The sequence below is a fragment of the Streptomyces spiramyceticus genome, assembly GCF_028807635.1.
Classification (GTDB): Bacteria; Actinomycetota; Actinomycetes; order Streptomycetales; family Streptomycetaceae; genus Streptomyces; species Streptomyces spiramyceticus.
Map to the genome: position 1 here is coordinate 3,798,313 of NZ_JARBAX010000001.1, position 18,947 is coordinate 3,817,259.

The following is an 18,947-nucleotide window of genomic DNA, read 5'->3' on the forward strand; positions in this document are numbered from 1 at the left end:
CACCGCCGGTAGGAAAAATCTCAGGTGCGACGGACCAGCCGGTCGCCCTTCACCGCGGTCACGAACGACGACCAGGCGGTTGCGTCGAATGCGAGGGCGGGGCCGTGGGGAACCTTGCTGTCGCGGACGGGCGTGACTCCGGGCAGGCCGTCGGCCACCTCGACGCAGCTGCCGCCTTCGGCGTTGCTGTAGCTGGACTTGCGCCACGTGGCGCCGCTCAAGTCGTGCGCGATGCTCATGGTGTGTAGTCCTCCGCCGCCGCCTCGATCAGGGCCAGGGACGCCTCCGGCGACAGCGCGGCGGCCCGGATCAGATCGTATGACCGCTGGTACTTGGCTACCAGCGCGGGGATGTCCAGAAGCTGTCCCGAGTGCTGCCCCTCCGAGTACGCGACGGGCGGCGCGTCCTCGAACGTCATCACGGCGAACATGCCGCCGCTCGCGGCATGGGAACCAGCGGTGAACGGAAGGACCTGGACGAGAATGCGTCCGCGTCGGACCAGGGCGGCGATGTGTGTGAGTTGGCGAGCTATGGCCGCCGGGCCGCCCACCGGCACACGGAGCACGGTTTCGTGGAGAACTGCCCACAACACGGGCTTTGTTGGGTCGTCGAGCAGTCCGGCCCGCGCCGCACGGGCTCGGGCCCACACATCCATGTCCTGGTCGAGGACGAGCGCCGCAGCGGGAGCCATCAGCGCTCGTACGTACTCCTCGGTCTGCAGCAGCCCCGGCACCAGGGTCGGGGCGTACTCGCTGATGGTGAGAGCTTCGGCCTCCAAGGCGGCAGCATCCGCGAAGTAGGCCGGATGCGGACTGCTGTCGATCAACTCCTTGCACATACGAGTAAGGAGCCCGTCCGTCCCCAGCTCGGCGTCGAAGCGCTGGGCGAGGTCCAGTTGGGGCTTGCGGATCGCGGACTCGATCTGGCCGACGTACGTCCCCGAGACGTAGACCCGTTCTCCGAGCTGCTGCTGTGTGAGCGGTACCGCCTCTCGCTGGCGCTTGAGTTCGGAGCCGAAGAACGGCCATCCGACCTTGCCCTGCGAGAAACTCACGCCTTTGTTGGGCTTGTTCACCACTGAACTCCCATGCGTTTCAACGCCGTTGTTGTCCGCTTCCCCCTGTCCATCGTATGCACGCAGCGCAACGATCGGACACGGAAAGCGACATGTTGAACCACGCGCAAGGGACGGCGATGAACGCACCTCGCAGGAGCGAAGCACGGGCGCAGCTCGCGGAGTTGATGGAGGACTACGGAACGGATGGCGTGCTCAGACTCGACGCTACGGGTGAGCCGATGGAGGGGGCCGAGCTGCCGCCCGGGTCGATGGCCTATCCGCCGTGCCGGTGCCCTCGGTGCCGGGGCGGCGCTTGAGCTTCGGGGGGCGAGGGTCGAGACCCTTTTGCTAGGAATGGTGGGTGGGGATCCTTCCCGCCCACCCACCCCTGTGGCGCGCGAACTGGGCTGCGTACCAGCGGAGATGACATCTCGTGATCAGGTCGCGACGCAGTGCTGTTGCCGTGTAGCGTGCGGCACAACGAAACGACCCCCATGCGGTGTTCTCAGCACCACACAGGGGTCTGACCAACAAGATCGAAGTCGAGGCGATCCCGTGGCTGTTCAGCAGCTTAGTCCCGCCGTGCACGCGCCTGCCCACCCGATGGCCAAGCCCGGGTTCGGGAAACGGTCTGCGCCCGATCAGGAACCCCGTCGTGGGCGGGACTTCGCACACTTGCCCAAGCGTGAAGCCGCCATCGCCGGGTACATCGACCGCCTCCCCGACGGCGCCGACATCTCCATCAAGGCGCTGGCCAGGGAGATGGAAGGCTTTGGGCAGTGCGCCATCAGCACCGTTCTGCGGCGGCTTTCCGAGGCCGGGCACCTGCGGCGCGTACGCCGGGACGTGCAGGATGCCGAGGGTGCGCGGTGGGTGTACCGGACGTACTTCACCCGCACCGCCCGGCCCGACGCCTGGTGGGCCGCGTTCCTGTGCGGGGACGTTCCGCAGTCCGGGATGGCCGACCCCTCGCCCGTACAAGAGCCGGAAGCGCGCGGGTACGACGCCCTCGCCCGGCTCGTCCACCGGGATCCGCAACTCGCGCTGTCCGCAGTGGAGTGCGAGGCGCTGGCGGAGCTGGCGGGGGAGTGGTTTCGGCGGGGTGCGACCGAGACGCAGCTCGTGCGCGCCGTCCGCACGATGCTGCCCGACCCCGTCCGGCACCCCTTCGGGTTCGTACAGAACCGGCTGATCAAGCGACTGCCGCCGGAGCTCCCGGCTCCCGTCCAGGGGCAGTACGTCATGGAGTGCACCGATTGCCATGCCCCCGGTACGCCGGAATCGCTGCCGGGCGGCGTGTGCCGCATCTGCCGGGGCGAGCCGTGCGTACCGGCTGACGGCCTTCCGGCGGATGTCGTACGGGGGAGGGCGGCGCGGCTGCGGGACACGCTCCGTACGTACAAGTTCCGCCCGCCGCGCTAGCCCCCGGTTGTCAGACCGCCTCCAGCAGCGCCGTGTAGGCGCCCTCGGCGCTCCTCTTCGCTTCCGGAAGAACTGTCCACAGGCATCAAACCGGTGGATCCGGGTTCAGTGGTCGAGCGGGGCCCGAAACGACCGATGCGGGCCGAGATGATCTCGGTCCGCATCAGAGGGAGGTGAGTGTCCGAGGGGTGAGTTGCCCGCCAACGATACGCTCGTGGTCGCCCAAGGGCGTCTCGACCTTAGCTATGACCGGGCTCGCCCGAACGGGTCAGGCCGACTCGAGTAGGGTCGTATAAGCCCCTTCGGCAGCCCGGCCTTGCACCGTACCGGGCGGAGTGTGGGCGAGGAACTCGCTGGTTGACCCGCTCTGCACGAGACGTCCGCCAACCAGAACAGACACGTGATCGGCCTCTTCGGCGAGGTCGGTCACGTCGTGCGTGGACAGCAGGATGCGGACCTCGTCCTTGACCGCGGCAAGGAGATCGCGGAAAACCCGTCGCTGACGTGGGTCCATGCCGGCCGTGGGTTCATCCAGGAGGAGCACCCGTGCATCGTGGACCAGGGCACAGGCCACACCCACACGCCTCAGTTGGCCGCCCGAGAGCTGGCTGGTGCGGGTGTCGGCGTGCTTCGACATCTCGACGCGGGACAGCGCTCGAGGAGCGTTATCCCAGGCATCGTCCCTGCTCATTCCCTTCAGCCAGCCCACATAAGCGACGTACTCCCGTGCCGTGAGTGAGGGCAGGGGCGTGATGTTCTGCGGCATCCAGGCCACCGTCCGCCGGTAGTCCTTGCTCTTCGCGTCAAGTCCATCCCACGTCACGGTTCCCCGCTGGGGCGCGGTGACGGCAGCGGCCAGCTGCAACATCGTGGACTTGCCGGCCCCGTTCGGTCCGAGAAGGATGGTCAGTCCGTCCGGAAGGCGGTAGTTGAAGTCCTTCAGCACGGCAGCCCGCCGTCGGCCGTAGGCGAAGGTGCAGGAATTGAGAACAAGGGTCATGCGGCTCTCCGTGCGAAGCGGTTCGGTGAAAGGAGGTGGGCACCAACGCCGACGGTGAGCATCAAGAGGGCTCCCACGGAGGCGTACCAGGTGCCAGGCGGTTCGAGGAGTACGGTCCACGGGTAGGGATCGCCGGCCGCCCTCATGCCGAAAAGTACGCCGATCAGCGGCCACAGTGCGGGAACGAGGACTGCGGATCTCCCGAAGAGAGCCCCGCACAACAGGGTGAGGCCGGCGAGGAAGGCTGTGTTGCGGCCCAGTGTCTCGGCCGATGCGGCCCCGGTGGCCATGGCGATCACCTCGCCCACGGCAAGTGCGAGTACCACCACGCCGAGTGTGAGCAGGACGTCGAAGAACCTGACGGGTCGGATTCCGGTGGTCTCGGCAGCGTCCAGCCGAGTGTGCAGACAGTCGAAGAGGACCGAGGTCAGCACGAGCGGAACAAGTGTGACAGCCTGCACGAGCTCAGAGCCGCCGGCCCAGATGGACGGCAGGAAGAGGGGGGTGTCCTGAACAATCGCCGCCAGAAGCGTGAACATCAGGAAGCCCAGGGGCAGCCGAGTGTGGGCGCGGCGGGCACGCAGCCACCACATCACGTTGTATTCCGGTCTTCCTCGCAGGCCTCCGCCACGGTCGTCTCGTACCAGTCCATTTGTTGTGCCCTGCTCAACTGCAGAACCTTTCCTACTTGGTCTTGGAGACGGCTACGTTCCTGGGCCGTGAAATCGGGTTCGGAGCTGAGCCGTATCAAGTAGGTGTCCGCCTGTCCGACTTTGGAGGACACCCAGTAGTACACCAGTCGGGCGGGACCGGTGGCGGGAGGGAAGCACTCGAACCGCACCGCTTCGCGGGCGATCTGGTAGCGAACGGTGCCGGTCGCCTCGCCCACACCGAGTGGGACAGTCCAGTCATCCTCCGTGGTCGGTTCGGGATACCGGAGGCTGAGAGAAGTGTCTGTAATGGAAGTTGGCTCGGCAGGCAGACCGGCGCGACGCAGGGTTTTCAGCGTCGCCTCCGCTTCCTCGGTGAGAGCGGAGATGTGCTCGGCGCTCGCCTCAGGCAGACAGATGCGGGGGGACTGCCCTGCACAGGCGAGTGTGCCATGACCGGTGCTCCGTGGGCCTATGTAGCTCCAGTTGCTGACCAAGGAGAACGATCCGAACGCGCAGGCGAAGACGAGCGCTCCCGCGATGGCTCCTCGTAGCCAGCGAGAAACAGGTGCCCAGAGCAGAGCCATGGCGCAGGCGGTGCCGACGGCGAGCAGGAGGGGAGCCGCGAGGGCGGCGGGGGTGGGCAGTTCGCCGAACATCATCTTTCCGGCGAAGAGGCCGGTGAGGTGCCGGGGCCACGGTGTCTCCAGTCCGGTGGACCAGCCGACGGCCAGGAAGTCGGTGACCGCGATGATCGGCACTACGGCGATGTGCCGAATGGCGGCTCCGACGGCGAATCCGACGATGCCGTGGGCGACGCAGAGCACCAGTGCGAAGGCCATCAGCGTGAGGCCGGGCAGGTCGGGCGCAACCTGCTCTTGGACAAGGGCGCACAGCGTGGGAAGGGTCAGGACCAACCAGGCCAGGGCGACAACGGGAGACAGATGCTGTGCGGCGATGGTGTAGCGGGATCGCACCGCCCCCAGCCTCCAGATTTCGGAGACCCCCAGCTTCCGCGCCTCCCACGCGGCGAGACCCGAGGCAACCGCGAAGGCCACGGGCAGCAGGTTGCGCAGCACCGCGTCGACCACAGTGGCGGAGTAGCCCAGCGGATCGACGCGGAGGTCGTCACCGAGATCGGTGGCGTAGTAGGCGAACACGAGAAGCAGGGCGACAGGCGCGACCCGAAGCGCACTGCTGGATCTGATGAGTGTGAGGGCTTTCACTTCTTGGCTTCCTGGAGCGGTCCGAACAGGGGGCGTGGTGCCTCGCCGACAGCGAGACACCACGCTGCAGAACACTGATCAGGAGTCGGCGAGAGTGGTGTCAACCCCCACGTAGGACGCCCACAGCAGGCAGCAGCTGCTCCCGCCGCCGACGTTGTCGGCCTGGAAGAAGTAGTCCGATTCCTGAGGCAGACCGGTGTACGTGCCCCGGCTCGCGTAGGTCGAGCCGTTGAAGCAGTTGGTGAAGGTCTTCTCACCGTAGAAGTCGTTAGACGACAGCGCGTCGTAGTCCCACAACTCGACACCGGTGGTGTCACTGCCGTACTGCTGGCCGCAACCCTTGAAGATGATCTCCGTGTAGCTCTCGTCCGCCCAGTAGCGGGACTGCCCGTTAGACCCGCCACCGTCCGTCCACGGATCACTGCTGGGGATGCTGCTCGACCAGTTGGCCCAGGCACCAGAGGACAACGCAAGGACGAAGGCTGACGCCATCGCGACCACGGCGGATACACGCTGGGAAGATCTGCCCGACATGCGGGAACTCCGAATCTCCCGCCCGATGCGGCCCCCCACGAGGCCTGTCTTCATCAGGCAAGGCGTGGAAGCTATCGAACAGTTGATCTTGCAGTCAATGCAAAGTAAACATTTAATGTCGAGTGCTCTTCGGGTCAATCTCACCTGGGCTTGGCCTGTTCGTTGCCCCGCAAAGCGGAAGGGGCGGCATTCCGGACTCATCCGGAAAGCTGCCCCTTCGCGCGATCGAGTGCCTCTCGGACGCCGAATCCGAGTGCACGAAGCTGCTCGCGTCCCGTCGACGACATGTCGAGGGTGGCGACGCCGGCTTCGGGTCTTCCTCCCCGTGCTGGGCCAACTCCCCTTATTCCGCTGGGCGTTCATGATCGAACGGAGGCGGTCGTGGAGGAAGCGACCGCGTCAACGGTGACCGTACGGGCGCCCCATCGATCTGGCGGAGGGCCGGACTGGGGATCTCCTGGAGCGACTGCGTGGCCTGACGGATATGTGGAGCCCGGGTCAAGAGATGTCAAGCATCAGGCGCAGTTGCGTGGGACTGGTGAAAATTGCCGACGTACCGGATCAACGCACGACTGAGGGCCGTCGTTCCGGCATTCGGAACGACGGCCCTCAGTCTCAAAGACAGAAAAGACAGATCAGAGAACGCGGACCGCGCCGCTCGCCGGGTAGCCCGACAGGTCCTGGATGACGACGCCCTTGCTGGGGTTGGCGGCATCGAGGTACTGGCCGTCGCCGATGTAGACGCCGACGTGGTACGCGGAACCGGCGCCGCCCCAGTACAGGATGTCGCCGACCTGGAGGTTGGACGTACCCACCTGGGTACCGGCCACCGACTGGTCCTGCGAGACGCGCGGGAGGTCGACGCCGACCGTCCGGTACGCGGCCTGGACGAGGCTGGAGCAGTCCCAGGCGTTGGGGCCGGAGGCGCCCATGACGTACGCGTCGCCGAGCTGTGCCTTGAGGAAGGCGACGACGGTCGCGGCGCTGCCGGTGCCCGTCGAGGAGCCGACGGAGACGCCGGAGTCGTTGGAGGAGGCGCTGAGCGTCGTACGCTCCGCGGCACGCGAGGCGCGCTCCTTCTCGGCCGCTGCTTCAGCGGCCTTCTTCTTGGCGGCCTCTTCGGCCTTCCTCTTGGCTTCGGCCTTGCGCTCGGCCTCCGCCTTTTCCTTCTTGGCGATCTTCGCGGCCTGGGCGGCGGCCTCGTCCTGCTGGGCCTGGAGGTCGTAGGCGTGCGCGACCTGCTGGGTGGCCTCGGCGGAGACGGCGACGGTGTTCGCCAGGTCTGCGGTGAGCGTGGGCATTTCGATCGTGGCGGTCACCGGCTCGGCATTCGCCGGCCCGGCAGCACCGGCCACCGCGATCGTGCTGAGGACGCCACCGGCAACTCCGGCTCGGAGCGCGACCTTCGATGCGCTGCGAGGGCGGGGCTTCCGGTGGCTGGGTATGTGAGCGGTGAGGGACATGGGACAACCGCTATCAGGGGTTTGCGGTTCCCTTCAAGAAAGGTGTGCTGCGCCACAGTTGCGCCGCGTCGGCCCGAATCGGGCTTCTGCCGGGCTTTATTGACGCCGTAACGGGCAATACGGGCATCGGTGATCAAGCCTGTGATCATGGGCTTTCCGCAATACGCCCCAATTGCCCGACGCCTACCACCCGTTCACACCGATGGCCAAGCCCGCTTTTACCGGAGCCGGAATCGAGTGGCGCAGGTCACAGATCGGCAACCTTCTCGATCATGAGGGCTCGTGAAGGCGTGCACGCGTCCACATTCGTCCGCGGACCTCCCCCGGGTAGGTGAGTGGCAGGTGAGTGGCAGGTGAGTGGCAGGTGAATGCGGGTGCCTTTATCACCTCACGGCCGTCCATTGCCAATTTGCTCGTACGTGCCATGGCTTGATAGCGCGGCACCCCCTGCGACCAGCGGTAACGCCTTCGCTTGTCACGTCTCGTAGCCACTCGTGCACTTCGCGTATGAAGATCACCGCTCACCCGACTTAATGATCGTTCGTCGGGTGGTGGAGATCACAAAGGCGTTGTCGCACCCCGTGTCGCAGATCACAGACCGGCAGGCATAGGATGCGAGGCAGCCGGGCTTGTGAACTGCCTCACATATACATGATCTTCGCGTGGCGAAGATCATGGAGGCGGGGTGAGGTGCAGGCCCGGGGTGCGGTCCAACGGTCAAGGACGACTGGAAGGAGCGAGGAGCGTGAATGCCTACGCGCCCATCCTCGTGCTCGGCGCCCTCGGGGCAGGGTTTGCGATCTTTTCCGTGGTCATGGCCACGCTTATCGGCCCAAAGCGCTACAACCGGGCAAAGCTTGAAGCGTACGAGTGCGGCATCGAGCCGACACCCACACCCGCCGGAGGCGGCCGCTTCCCCATCAAGTACTACCTGACGGCGATGCTCTTCATCGTCTTCGACATCGAGATCGTCTTCCTCTATCCCTGGGCCGTCTCTTTCGACGCCCTGGGGCTTTTCGGGCTCGTCGAGATGCTGCTCTTCGTGCTCACCGTGTTCGTTGCCTACGCGTACGTATGGCGGCGCGGCGGCCTGGAATGGGACTGAGGGGCTGAGGGGTCACCAATGGGACTCGAAGAGAAGCTGCCCAGCGGCTTTCTGCTGACCACCGTCGAACAGGCCGCGGGCTGGGTACGGAAGTCCTCCGTCTTCCCCGCGACCTTCGGCCTCGCCTGCTGCGCCATCGAGATGATGACGACCGGGGCCGGCCGCTACGACCTGGCCCGGTTCGGCATGGAGGTCTTCCGCGGCTCACCGCGCCAGGCCGACCTGATGATCGTGGCCGGCCGGGTCAGCCAGAAGATGGCGCCGGTGCTGCGGCAGGTCTACGACCAGATGCCGAACCCCAAGTGGGTTATCTCCATGGGTGTTTGCGCCTCTTCAGGCGGAATGTTCAACAATTACGCAATTGTGCAGGGTGTTGATCACATTGTTCCCGTTGACATCTATTTGCCTGGTTGCCCACCCCGCCCCGAGATGCTGATGGACGCGATTCTCAAGCTCCATCACAAGATCCAGAACTCCAAGCTCGGGGTGAACCAGGAAGAGGCGGCCCGCGAGGCGGAGGAAGCGGCCCTCAAGGCGCTCCCCACCATTGAGATGAAGGGGCTGCTGCGGTGAGCGAGATCAACGAGCCGAACCCCGACAAGGAACTCAGCGCGCAGAATCTGCCCGGCCAGCGCGGTGAACACGGTGAGGAGATTCGCGTCCAGCGGGGCATGTTCGGCGCGAGGAACGGCGGCGACACCTCGGGCTACGGCGGTCTCGTCCGTTCCGTACGCCTGCCGGGGCCCGCGACCCGGCCCTACGGGGGCTGGTTCGACGAGGTCGCCGACGAGCTCGAAGGCGCCCTGGAGGAGCAGGACCTCCTCCCGGCGAACGCCATCGAGAAGACCGTCGTCGACCGCGGCGAGCTCACCTTCCACATCGCGCGCGAACACCTGGTGCAGGTGGCGAAGACGCTGCGCGACGACCCGGCCCTGCGCTTCGAGCTGTGCACGGGCGTCAGCGGCGTCCACTACCTGGGGGACAACGGCCGGGAGCTGCACGCCGTCTACCACCTGCGCTCGATCACCCACAACCGGCTGATCCGCCTCGAAGTGAGCGCCCCGGACAGCGATCCGCACGTCCCCTCGCTGGTCGCGGTCTACCCGACCAACGACTGGCACGAGCGCGAGACGTACGACTTCTTCGGCCTCATCTTCGACGGGCACCCCGCCCTCACCCGGATCATGATGCCGGACGACTGGCAGGGCTTCCCGCAGCGCAAGGACTACCCCCTCGGCGGCATTCCCGTCGAGTACAAGGGCGCCCAGATCCCGGCTCCGGACCAGCGGAGGTCGTACTCGTGACTACCCCATCTGCATCTGCACGCGAGACCACCGAGGGTCCCGTATATACAGTCACCGGCGGCGACTGGGACGAGGTCGTCCAGTCCGCGGCCAAGGCCGACGACGAGCGCATCGTCGTCAACATGGGTCCCCAGCACCCGTCCACGCACGGCGTGCTCCGGCTCATCCTCGAAATCGACGGCGAGACGGTCACCGAGGCCCGCTGTGGCATCGGCTACCTGCACACCGGCATCGAGAAGAACATCGAATTCCGGAACTGGACGCAGGGTACGACCTTCGTCACGCGCATGGATTACCTCATGCCGTTCTTCAACGAGACGGCGTACTGCCTGGGCGTCGAGAAGCTGCTCGGCATCGAGGAGCAGATCCCGGACCGGGCGACGATCACCCGCGTCATGCTGATGGAGCTCAACCGGCTCGCTTCCCACCTGGTGGCCATCGCCACCGGCGGCATGGAGCTCGGCGCCACGACGATCATGATTTACGGATTCCGTGATCGTGAACTCATTCTCGATGCCTTCGAGCTGATCACCGGCCTGCGCATGAACCACGCGTACATCCGCCCCGGCGGCCTCGCCCAGGACCTGCCACCGGGGGCGATGGACCAGCTGCGCGAGCTTGTGAAAACCATGAAGAAGAACCTGCCGGAGTACGACAAGCTCGCCACCGGCAACCCCATCTTCAAGGGCCGCATGCAGGACGTCGGCTACCTCGACCTCACCGGCTGCATGGCGCTGGGCGCGACCGGCCCGATCCTGCGCTCGGCCGGGCTGCCGCACGACCTGCGCAAGAGCAACCCCTACTGCGGTTACGAGACGTACGAGTTCGACGTACCGACCGCCGACACCTGCGACGCCTACGGCCGCTTCCTGATCCGCCTCGAAGAGATGCGGCAGTCGCTGCGCATCGTCGAGCAGTGCCTGGACCGGCTCAGGGAGCCGGGCCCGGTGATGGTCGCCGACAAGAAGATCGCCTGGCCCGCCCAGCTCGCGCTCGGCCCGGACGGCCTCGGCAACTCGCTCGACCACATCAAGAAGATCATGGGCACCTCCATGGAGGCCCTGATCCACCACTTCAAGCTGGTGACCGAGGGCTTCCGGGTCCCGGCCGGCCAGGCGTACACGGCCGTCGAGTCGCCCAAGGGCGAGCTCGGCGTCCATGTCGTGAGCGACGGGGGCACCCGCCCCTACCGGGTCCACTTCCGCGACCCGTCCTTCACCAACCTGCAGGCCATGGCGGCGATGTGCGAGGGCGGCATGTTCGCCGACGTCATCGTTGCCGTCGCGTCCATCGACCCTGTGATGGGAGGCGTCGACCGGTGACAGACGTAACTCGGACGAGTCTCGGCATGCCCCAGCTCCCCGCCCCCGACTACCCCGCCGACGTACGCGCCAGGCTCGACGCGGACGCGCAGGAGGTGATCTCCCGCTACCCCGACAGCCGGTCAGCCCTGCTGCCGCTGCTGCACCTCGTACAGGCGGAGGAGGGGCATGTCACCCGTACCGGCATCCGGTTCTGCGCCGAGTCGCTCGGCCTGACCACCGCCGAGGTCACCGCCGTCTCGACCTTCTACTCGATGTACCGGCGCAAGCCGTCCGGGGACTACCAGGTGGGCGTCTGCACCAACACGCTGTGCGCGGTGATGGGCGGCGACGCCATCTTCGACGAGCTGAAGCAGCACCTGGGCGTCGGCAACAACGAGACGACCGACGACGGCAAGGTCACCCTCGAACACATCGAGTGCAACGCGGCCTGCGACTTCGCCCCCGTGGTGATGGTCAACTGGGAGTTCTTCGACAACCAGACGCCCGAGTCCGCCAAGCGCCTCGTCGACGACCTGCGTGCGGGCCGCCCCGTCGAACCCACCCGCGGCGCCCCCCTGTGTACGTACAAGGACACCGCCCGCATCCTGGCCGGCTTCCCCGACGAGCGCCCCGGCGCCGTCGAGGCGACCGGCGGCGCGGGCCCCGCCTCCCTCATCGGCCTCAGGCTCGCCAAGGGCGAGGGCCCGCAGCACCGTGTGGTGCACCCGCGCGGCGAGGCACCGCAGGACAAGCCGCCCCAGCCCGGCGCCGAGCACCTCAGCTCGCACGACGCACCGCAGCCGACCTCGGCATCCGACCCGGAGCACCCGGCCGGACCGGTCACCGAGGAGGGGGAGTGATGACCTTGTCCACCGAATACGGGAACACCTCCCAGCCGGAGACCGGCGGAGAGATCAGCCCGGAGAAGGTACTCACACCCGTCCTGTCGGCCTTCTGGGACCAGCCCGAATCCTGGACCCTGGAGACCTACCGGCGCCACGAAGGGTACGAAGGCCTGCGCAAGGCCCTCGCCATGTCGCCGGACGACCTCATCGCGTACGTCAAGGACTCCGGGCTGCGCGGCCGTGGCGGCGCGGGCTTCCCCACCGGTATGAAGTGGCAGTTCATTCCGCAGGGCGACGGCAAGCCGCACTATCTCGTTGTCAACGCGGACGAGTCGGAGCCCGGGACCTGCAAGGACATCCCGCTCCTCTTCGCCAACCCGCATTCCCTCATCGAGGGAATGATCATCGCCTGCTACGCGATCCGCTCGCAGCACGCCTTCATCTACCTGCGCGGCGAGGTTGTGCCGGTCCTGCGGCGCCTGCACGAGGCGGTGCGTGAGGCGTACGAGGCCGGATACCTCGGCAAGGACATCCTGGGCAGCGGGCTCGACCTGGAGATCACCGTGCACGCGGGCGCGGGCGCGTACATCTGCGGTGAAGAGACCGCGCTGCTCGACTCGCTCGAAGGCCGGCGCGGCCAGCCCCGGCTTCGTCCCCCCTTCCCTGCGGTCGCGGGTCTTTACGCATGTCCGACTGTTGTTAATAACGTCGAGTCCATCGCGTCCGTTCCCGCGATTCTCAACAAGGGCAAAGACTGGTTCCGTTCGATGGGCAGCGAGAAGTCCCCGGGCTTCACGCTCTACTCGCTGAGCGGCCATGTCACCAACCCCGGCCAGTACGAGGCACCGCTCGGCATCACACTGCGCCAGCTGCTCGACATGAGCGGCGGTATGCGGTCCGGCCACCGGCTCAAGTTCTGGACGCCGGGCGGCTCTTCGACACCGATGTTCACCGACGAGCACCTCGACGTCCCGCTGGACTACGAGGCCGTGGGCGCCGCCGGATCGATGCTCGGCACCAAGGCGCTCCAGTGCTTCGACGAGACGACGTGCGTGGTGCGGGCCGTGACCCGTTGGACCGAGTTCTACGCCCATGAGTCCTGCGGCAAGTGCACACCCTGCCGCGAAGGGACGTACTGGCTGGTCCAGTTGCTCCGCGACATCGAGGCCGGCAAGGGACAGATGTCCGACCTCGACAAGCTCAACGACATCGCCGACAACATCAACGGCAAGTCCTTCTGCGCGCTCGGCGACGGCGCCGCGTCCCCGATCTTCTCCTCGCTCAAGTACTTCCGCGCGGAGTACGAGCAGCACATCACCGGCAAGGGCTGCCCCTTCGACCCGTCCAAGTCGACCGTCTGGGCCGACAGCAATCTGGAGGTGAACGCATGACCGTCACGACAAGTTCTTCCTCCGGGGGCGGCGAGGCGGCAGTGCCGCCCGAAGATCTCGTATCGCTGACGATCGACGGCATCGAGATCTCCGTCCCCAAGGGGACGCTGGTCATCCGTGCCGCCGAGCTGCTCGGCATCGAGATCCCGCGCTTCTGCGACCACCCGCTCCTCGACCCCGCCGGCGCCTGCCGCCAGTGCATCGTCGAGGTCGAGGGCCAGCGCAAGCCGATGGCGTCGTGCACCATCACCTGCACCGACGGCATGGTCGTCAAGTCCCAGCTCACCTCGCCGGTCGCCGAGAAGGCGCAGCGCGGAGTGATGGAACTGCTGCTGATCAACCACCCGCTGGACTGCCCGGTCTGCGACAAGGGCGGCGAGTGCCCCCTGCAGAACCAGGCGATGTCCCACGGCGACGCGGACTCCCGCTTCGACGGCAAGAAGCGGACCTTCGAGAAGCCCGTCCCCCTCTCCACCCAAGTGCTGCTGGACCGGGAGCGGTGCGTGCTGTGTGCGCGCTGCACCCGCTTCTCCCAGCAGATCGCGGGCGACCCGATGATCGAGCTGGTCGAGCGCGGCGCGCTCCAGCAGGTCGGTACGGGCGAGGGCGACCCCTTCGAGTCGTACTTCTCCGGCAACACCATCCAGATCTGCCCGGTGGGCGCGCTGACTTCGGCGGCGTACCGGTTCCGGGCGCGGCCCTTCGACCTGGTGTCCTCGCCGTCCGTCTGCGAGCACTGCGCGGGCGGCTGTGCGACCCGTACGGACAACCGGCGCGGCAAGGTCATGCGGCGTATGGCGGCCGACGACCCCGAGGTCAACGAGGAGTGGATCTGCGACAAGGGGCGCTTCGCCTTCCGCTACGCGCAGCGTCCCGACCGGCTCACCACTCCGCTCGTACGCAGCGAGGCGGGCGTACTCGAACCGGCGAGCTGGCCCGAGGCTCTCGAAGCGGCGGCGAAGGGGCTTTCGGCGGCGCGCGGGCGGGCCGGTGTCCTGACCGGCGGCCGGCTGACCGTCGAAGACGCCTACGCGTATGCCAAGTTCGCCCGTATCGCACTCGACACCAACGACATCGACTTCCGCGCGCGCGTGCACAGCAGCGAGGAGGCCGACTTCCTGGCGTCCCGGGTGGCCGGGCGCGGACGCGACCTCGACAGTACGGGGATGACGTACACGGCGCTGGAGAAGGCGCCCGCCGTCCTGCTCGTCGGCATCGAGTCCGAGGAGGAGGCGCCCGGAGTCTTCCTGCGGCTGCGCAAGGCCAACCGCAAGCACGGCCAGCGCACCTTCGCCATCGCCACCCACGCCACCCGGGGCCTGACGAAGGCGGGCGGCACGCTGCTTCCCGCCGCCCCCGGGACCGAAACCGAGTGGCTGGGCGGGATCGCGGACCGGGCCGGGCTCGACGCCGACGGGACCGCGGCCGCCGAGGCACTGCGCGGCGCGGGCTCCGTGATCGTCGTCGGCGAGCGGCTGGCCGCCGTTCCCGGCGCGTACACCGCCGCCGTACGGGCCGCCACCGCGACCGGCGCCACCCTGGTGTGGATCCCGCGCCGGGCCGGAGAGCGCGGCGCCGTCGAGGCGGGCGCGCTCCCTTCGCTGCTGCCCGGCGGACGCCCCGCAACCGACCCGCGCGCGCGGGAAGAGGTGGCGGCGGCCTGGGGTGTGGCCGAACTGCCGCACCGCTACGGGCGCGACACCGGCCAGATCATCGAGGCCGCGGCCACCGGTGAACTGGCCGCACTGCTCGTCGCGGGCGTCGAGGTCGCGGACCTTCCGGACCCGGCACGGGCGCGTGAAGCACTCGACCAGGCCGGATTCCTGGTCTCCCTGGAGCTTCGGCCCAGCGAGGTCACGGACCGGGCGGACGTTGTCCTTCCGGTCGCCGCCGTCGCCGAGAAGCCCGGCACCTTCCTCAACTGGGAGGGCAGGGCGCGGATGTTCGAGGCCGCGCTCAAGCCGGACCAGATGACGCGCAGCCTCGCCCCCGCCGACCTGCGCGTGCTGCACATGCTGGCCGACGCACTCGCCCGCGCCGGAGGCGCTGACAAGCACAGCCGTCTGGCGCTGCCCGATGTACGGGCCGCACGCCGCGAGATGGACCGCCTCGGTGCCTGGGCCGGACCGTACGCCACCGACCCGGCCGAGTCGGCCCAGCCGCTGCCGCGGCCCGGCGACGGCGAGGCCGTACTCGCGGGCCACCGGCTGCTGCTCGACCAGGGCCGTCTCCAGGACGGCGACGAGGCCCTCGCCGGCACCCGGCACGCGGCGGTCGCCCGGCTCTCCGAGACCACCGCGGCCGACACGGGCGTGAAGGACGGCGACCTGCTCGCCGTCACCGGCCCTGCCGGGACGGTCCAACTGCCGCTCCAGGTCACACCGATGCCGGACCGGGTCGTGTGGCTGCCGCTGAACTCGACGGGCGGTGGCGTCGCCACCGACACCGGCGCGGTCCCCGGACAGCTCGTAAGCATCGGCCCGGCGGCCGAGGCGCCTTCGCGAGGTGAATCCCTGTGAATCAGACGCTCCTCGCTGCCGAGGACCTCTCCATGTTCGGGCGCGACCCGTGGTGGCTCATCGCCATCAAGGCCGTCTTCTGCTTCGCCTTCCTGATGATCACGGTGCTTTTCTCCATCGTGTGGGAGCGCAAGGTCGTCGCCTGGATGCAGCTGCGCATCGGTCCCAACCGGCACGGTCCGTGGGGTCTGCTCCAGTCGCTCGCCGACGGCATCAAGCTGATGCTGAAGGAGGACGTGATCGTCAAGCGCGCGGACAAGGTCGTCTACATCCTGGCGCCGGTCGTCGCGGCGATCCCGGCCTTCATGGCCATCGCGGTCATCCCGTTCGGCCCGGCGGGCAACGAAGTCTCGATCTTCGGCCAGCGCACCACGATGCAGCTCACCGACCTGCCGATCGCGATGCTCTACATCCTCGCGGTCGCCTCCGTCGGCATCTACGGCATCGTGCTCGCCGGCTGGTCGTCCGGATCGACGTACCCGCTGCTCGGCGGCCTCCGCTCCTGCGCGCAGATGATCTCGTACGAGATCGCGATGGGCGCCGCCTTCGCCTCGGTCTTCCTCTACTCCGGGTCGATGTCGACCTCGGCGATCGTGGAGGCGCAGGAGGACCGCTGGTTCATCATCCTGCTGCCGGTGTCCTTCATCATCTACGTCGTCACGATGGTGGGCGAGACGAACCGCGCCCCGTTCGACATGCCGGAGTCCGAGGGCGACCTGGTCGGCGGCTTCAACACCGAGTACTCGTCGATCAAGTTCGCGCTGTTCATGCTGGCCGAGTACGTCAACATGGTCACCGTCTCGGCGGTCTCGGTCACCCTCTTCCTGGGCGGCTGGCGGGCCCCGTACCCCATCTCGGCGTTCTGGGAGGGCGCGAACCACGGCTGGTGGCCGATGCTCTGGTTCGTCGTCAAGGTCCAGTTGCTGCTCTTCTTCTTCATCTGGCTGCGTGGCACGCTGCCACGCGTCCGCTACGACCAGCTGATGAAGCTGGGCTGGAAGGTCCTGATCCCGGTCTCGGTGGTCTGGCTGATGCTGGTCGCCACGGTGCGCGCGATGCGCAACGAGAACATGGAATTCCAGAACATCGTGCTGTACGTCGCCGGGGCGATCATCGCGATCCTGCTCCTCTCCTTCGTCGCCGACATCTTCCGCGACAAGAAGGAGAAGGAGAAGGCGGCGCTGGAGGGCGAGGAACCACCGGCCTTCGACCCCATGGCGGGCGGATTCCCCGTGCCACCACTGCCCGGGCAGTCCTTGCCGCCGGTGCCGCGCAGGCCCTCGCGCCTGGACCGCGAACTGATTGTCAGTGGTGGGCCCGACACTAAGAGTGACGGAAAGGAGGCCGACGATGTCTGACACCTCGACCCCGGGGGAAGCCCCCAGGACCCCCTGGCAGAACCCTGTGGCCGGCTTCGGCGTGACCTTCAAGGCCATGTTCAAGAAGCGGCTGACCGAGCAGTACCCGGAGCAGCAGAAGACCACGGCGCCGCGCTTCCACGGCAGGCACCAGCTCAACCGGCATCCGGACGGTCTTGAGAAGTGCATCGGATGCGAGCTGTGCGCCTGGGCCTGCCCGGCCGACGCGATCTATGTGGAGGGCGCGGACAACACGGAGGAGGAGCGTTACTCCCCGGGCGAGCGGTACGGCCGCGTCTACCAGATCAATTACGCACGCTGCATTCTGTGCGGCCTGTGCATCGAGGCGTGCCCCACCCGCGCGCTGACGATGACCAATGAATTCGAACTGGCCGACAGCAGCCGCGAGTCGCTGATCTATACGAAGGAGCAGCTGCTGGCCGGCCTGGAGGAAGGCATGGTCGACACACCGCACTCGATCTTCCCCGGCATGGACGAGCAGGACTACTACCGGGGCCTGGTGACGGAAGCCGCGCCGGGCACGGAGCGGCAGGTCGCACTGAGCAAGGGCGAGCGGCCGCAGGAAGCGGCGTCGACCTTCGGTGAGGACGAACCGGCGTCGAAGAAGGTGATCGGGGCATGAACGCTCTTGCCGCCTCCGCCACTTCGACCGGCGAGGCCGTTCAGTTCTGGATCCTGGGCACGATCGCCGTCATCGGCGCCCTGGGCACCGTCCTGATGCGGAAGGCCGTGCACAGTGCGCTGTGCCTGGCCGGGACCATGATCGTCCTGGCGGTGTTCTACCTCGCAAACGGTGCGTACTTCCTGGGCGTCGTCCAGATCATCGTCTACACCGGCGCGATCATGATGCTGTTCCTCTTCGTGGTCATGCTCGTCGGCGTCACGGCGGCCGACTCCCTCAAGGAGACGATCAAGGGCCAGCGCTGGATGGCCGTGGGCTGCGGCCTCGGTTTCGGTGTCCTGCTGATCGCGGGAATCGGCCAAGCCTCGCTGTCCACCTTCAACGGACTGGCCAAGGCCAACGCCGCAGGCGGCGGCAATGTCGAGGGGATCGCCGAGCTCCTCTTCACCAAGTACGTATTCGCCTTCGAGCTCACCGGCGCGCTGCTCATCACGGCCACCGTCGGCGCGATGGTGCTCACGCACCGCGAGCGCACCGAACGCGCCAAGACACAGCGGGAGATGTCCGAGGCGCGCGTACGCGGCAAGCACCTGCCGCCGCTGCCCGCACCCGGGGTGTACGCGCGGCACAACGCGGTGGACATCGCGGGCCTGCTGCCGGACGGGACACCGGCCGAGCTCACGGTCATGAAGACCCTGCGCGAGCGCGGCCAGATCCGTGACGTGTCCCGCGAGGCGCTGGCCGACCTCAAGGCGCTGGAGCAGCGCTCCGAGGAGCGGCTCGGCCGTGACCAGGACGAATCGGAGGTCGCGAAGTGAACCCGGTCAACTACCTCTATCTGGCGGCGCTGTTGTTCACCATCGGCGCTTCCGGGGTGCTGATCAGGCGGAACGCGATCGTCGTCTTCATGTGCGTCGAGCTGATGCTCAATGCGTGCAACCTCGCCTTCGTCGCCTTCTCCCGGATGCACGGCAATCTCGACGGCCAGATCGTCGCGTTCTTCACGATGGTCGTCGCTGCCGCCGAGGTCGTGGTGGGGCTCGCGATCATCGTGTCGCTGTTCCGGTCCCGTCACTCGGCCTCGGTCGACGACGCCAGCCTGATGAAGCTGTAAGGGGTCGCAAGA

General features: G+C 67.4%; 19 protein-coding genes. 12 read left to right on the forward strand and 7 right to left on the reverse strand.

The features are described 5' to 3' along the window. Positions 1–20: 20 nt before the first annotated feature. Positions 21–239, reverse strand: a complete 219-nt coding sequence (locus tag PXH83_RS17345) for a DUF397 domain-containing protein (protein ID WP_274561323.1) — start codon at positions 237–239, stop codon at positions 21–23. After that, positions 236–1,075, reverse strand: a complete 840-nt coding sequence (locus PXH83_RS17350) for a helix-turn-helix domain-containing protein (RefSeq protein ID WP_274561324.1) — start codon at positions 1,073–1,075, stop codon at positions 236–238. The genes PXH83_RS17345 and PXH83_RS17350 overlap by 4 nt, the downstream gene beginning before the upstream one ends. Before the next feature lie 657 nt (positions 1,076–1,732). Here PXH83_RS17350 and PXH83_RS17355 point away from each other — a divergent pair. After that, positions 1,733–2,479: a hypothetical protein gene (locus PXH83_RS17355; RefSeq protein ID WP_274561325.1), complete on the forward strand. Its 747-nt coding sequence runs from the start codon at positions 1,733–1,735 to the stop codon at positions 2,477–2,479. Between the two features lie 268 nt (positions 2,480–2,747). Here the strand turns inward: PXH83_RS17355 and PXH83_RS17360 are convergent, their stop codons facing one another. The 5 genes from PXH83_RS17360 to PXH83_RS17380 all read right to left on the reverse strand — a co-directional run bounded on the left by PXH83_RS17360 (position 2,748) and on the right by PXH83_RS17380 (position 7,352). Next, positions 2,748–3,479 carry an ATP-binding cassette domain-containing protein gene (locus PXH83_RS17360; RefSeq protein ID WP_274561326.1) on the reverse strand — a complete coding sequence of 244 codons (732 nt, stop codon included), beginning with the start codon at positions 3,477–3,479 and terminating at the stop codon, positions 2,748–2,750. Beyond that, complete coding sequence (locus PXH83_RS17365) at positions 3,476–4,072, reverse strand: hypothetical protein (protein ID WP_274561327.1); 597 nt, start codon at positions 4,070–4,072, stop codon at positions 3,476–3,478. Before PXH83_RS17365 ends, PXH83_RS17360 begins: the two co-directional genes overlap by 4 nt. Next, positions 4,072–5,355 (reverse strand): hypothetical protein, encoded by a 1,284-nt coding sequence (locus tag PXH83_RS17370; RefSeq protein ID WP_274561328.1) that lies wholly within the window; start codon positions 5,353–5,355, stop codon positions 4,072–4,074. The genes PXH83_RS17365 and PXH83_RS17370 overlap by 1 nt, the downstream gene beginning before the upstream one ends. 78 nt (positions 5,356–5,433) lie before the next feature. After that, positions 5,434–5,889, reverse strand: coding sequence for a molybdopterin-binding domain-containing protein (locus PXH83_RS17375; protein ID WP_274561329.1), 456 nt, complete (start codon positions 5,887–5,889; stop codon positions 5,434–5,436). Positions 5,890–6,524: 635 nt separating this feature from the next. Further along, positions 6,525–7,352 (reverse strand): C40 family peptidase, encoded by an 828-nt coding sequence (locus PXH83_RS17380; RefSeq protein ID WP_274561330.1) that lies wholly within the window; start codon positions 7,350–7,352, stop codon positions 6,525–6,527. 745 nt (positions 7,353–8,097) lie between these two features. Here PXH83_RS17380 and PXH83_RS17385 point away from each other — a divergent pair. From PXH83_RS17385 to nuoK, 11 genes are read left to right on the forward strand one after another with little or no spacing between them, the layout of a single operon-like run. After that, positions 8,098–8,457, forward strand: coding sequence for an NADH-quinone oxidoreductase subunit A (locus PXH83_RS17385; protein ID WP_003956195.1), 360 nt, complete (start codon positions 8,098–8,100; stop codon positions 8,455–8,457). 18 nt (positions 8,458–8,475) lie between these two features. Continuing rightward, entirely contained in the window at positions 8,476–9,030 is a 555-nt protein-coding gene (locus tag PXH83_RS17390) for a NuoB/complex I 20 kDa subunit family protein (protein ID WP_214920477.1), read from the forward strand. Further along, positions 9,027–9,761, forward strand: coding sequence for an NADH-quinone oxidoreductase subunit C (locus tag PXH83_RS17395; RefSeq protein WP_274561331.1), 735 nt, complete (start codon positions 9,027–9,029; stop codon positions 9,759–9,761). The genes PXH83_RS17390 and PXH83_RS17395 overlap by 4 nt, the downstream gene beginning before the upstream one ends. Continuing rightward, positions 9,758–11,083 carry an NADH-quinone oxidoreductase subunit D gene (locus PXH83_RS17400; protein WP_274561332.1) on the forward strand — a complete coding sequence of 442 codons (1,326 nt, stop codon included), beginning with the start codon at positions 9,758–9,760 and terminating at the stop codon, positions 11,081–11,083. The genes PXH83_RS17395 and PXH83_RS17400 overlap by 4 nt, the downstream gene beginning before the upstream one ends. 26 nt (positions 11,084–11,109) lie before the next feature. Further along, a complete protein-coding gene (gene nuoE, locus PXH83_RS17405; protein ID WP_274562869.1) occupies positions 11,110–11,925 on the forward strand; it encodes an NADH-quinone oxidoreductase subunit NuoE in 816 nt (271 codons plus the stop codon). Beyond that, positions 11,925–13,301: an NADH-quinone oxidoreductase subunit NuoF gene (nuoF, locus tag PXH83_RS17410; RefSeq protein ID WP_274561333.1), complete on the forward strand. Its 1,377-nt coding sequence runs from the start codon at positions 11,925–11,927 to the stop codon at positions 13,299–13,301. The genes nuoE and nuoF overlap by 1 nt, the downstream gene beginning before the upstream one ends. Next, a complete protein-coding gene (locus tag PXH83_RS17415) occupies positions 13,298–15,820 on the forward strand; it encodes an NADH-quinone oxidoreductase subunit G (RefSeq protein WP_274561334.1) in 2,523 nt (840 codons plus the stop codon). Before nuoF ends, PXH83_RS17415 begins: the two co-directional genes overlap by 4 nt. A 32-nt stretch (positions 15,821–15,852) precedes the next feature. Next, positions 15,853–17,178: an NADH-quinone oxidoreductase subunit NuoH gene (gene nuoH, locus PXH83_RS17420; protein ID WP_274562871.1), complete on the forward strand. Its 1,326-nt coding sequence runs from the start codon at positions 15,853–15,855 to the stop codon at positions 17,176–17,178. Continuing rightward, positions 17,171–17,821 carry an NADH-quinone oxidoreductase subunit NuoI gene (nuoI, locus tag PXH83_RS17425; protein WP_274561335.1) on the forward strand — a complete coding sequence of 217 codons (651 nt, stop codon included), beginning with the start codon at positions 17,171–17,173 and terminating at the stop codon, positions 17,819–17,821. The genes nuoH and nuoI overlap by 8 nt, the downstream gene beginning before the upstream one ends. After that, complete coding sequence (locus PXH83_RS17430) at positions 17,818–18,639, forward strand: NADH-quinone oxidoreductase subunit J (RefSeq protein WP_274561336.1); 822 nt, start codon at positions 17,818–17,820, stop codon at positions 18,637–18,639. Before nuoI ends, PXH83_RS17430 begins: the two co-directional genes overlap by 4 nt. After that, entirely contained in the window at positions 18,636–18,935 is a 300-nt protein-coding gene (gene nuoK, locus PXH83_RS17435) for an NADH-quinone oxidoreductase subunit NuoK (RefSeq protein ID WP_214920470.1), read from the forward strand. The genes PXH83_RS17430 and nuoK overlap by 4 nt, the downstream gene beginning before the upstream one ends. Positions 18,936–18,947 lie beyond the last annotated feature (12 nt).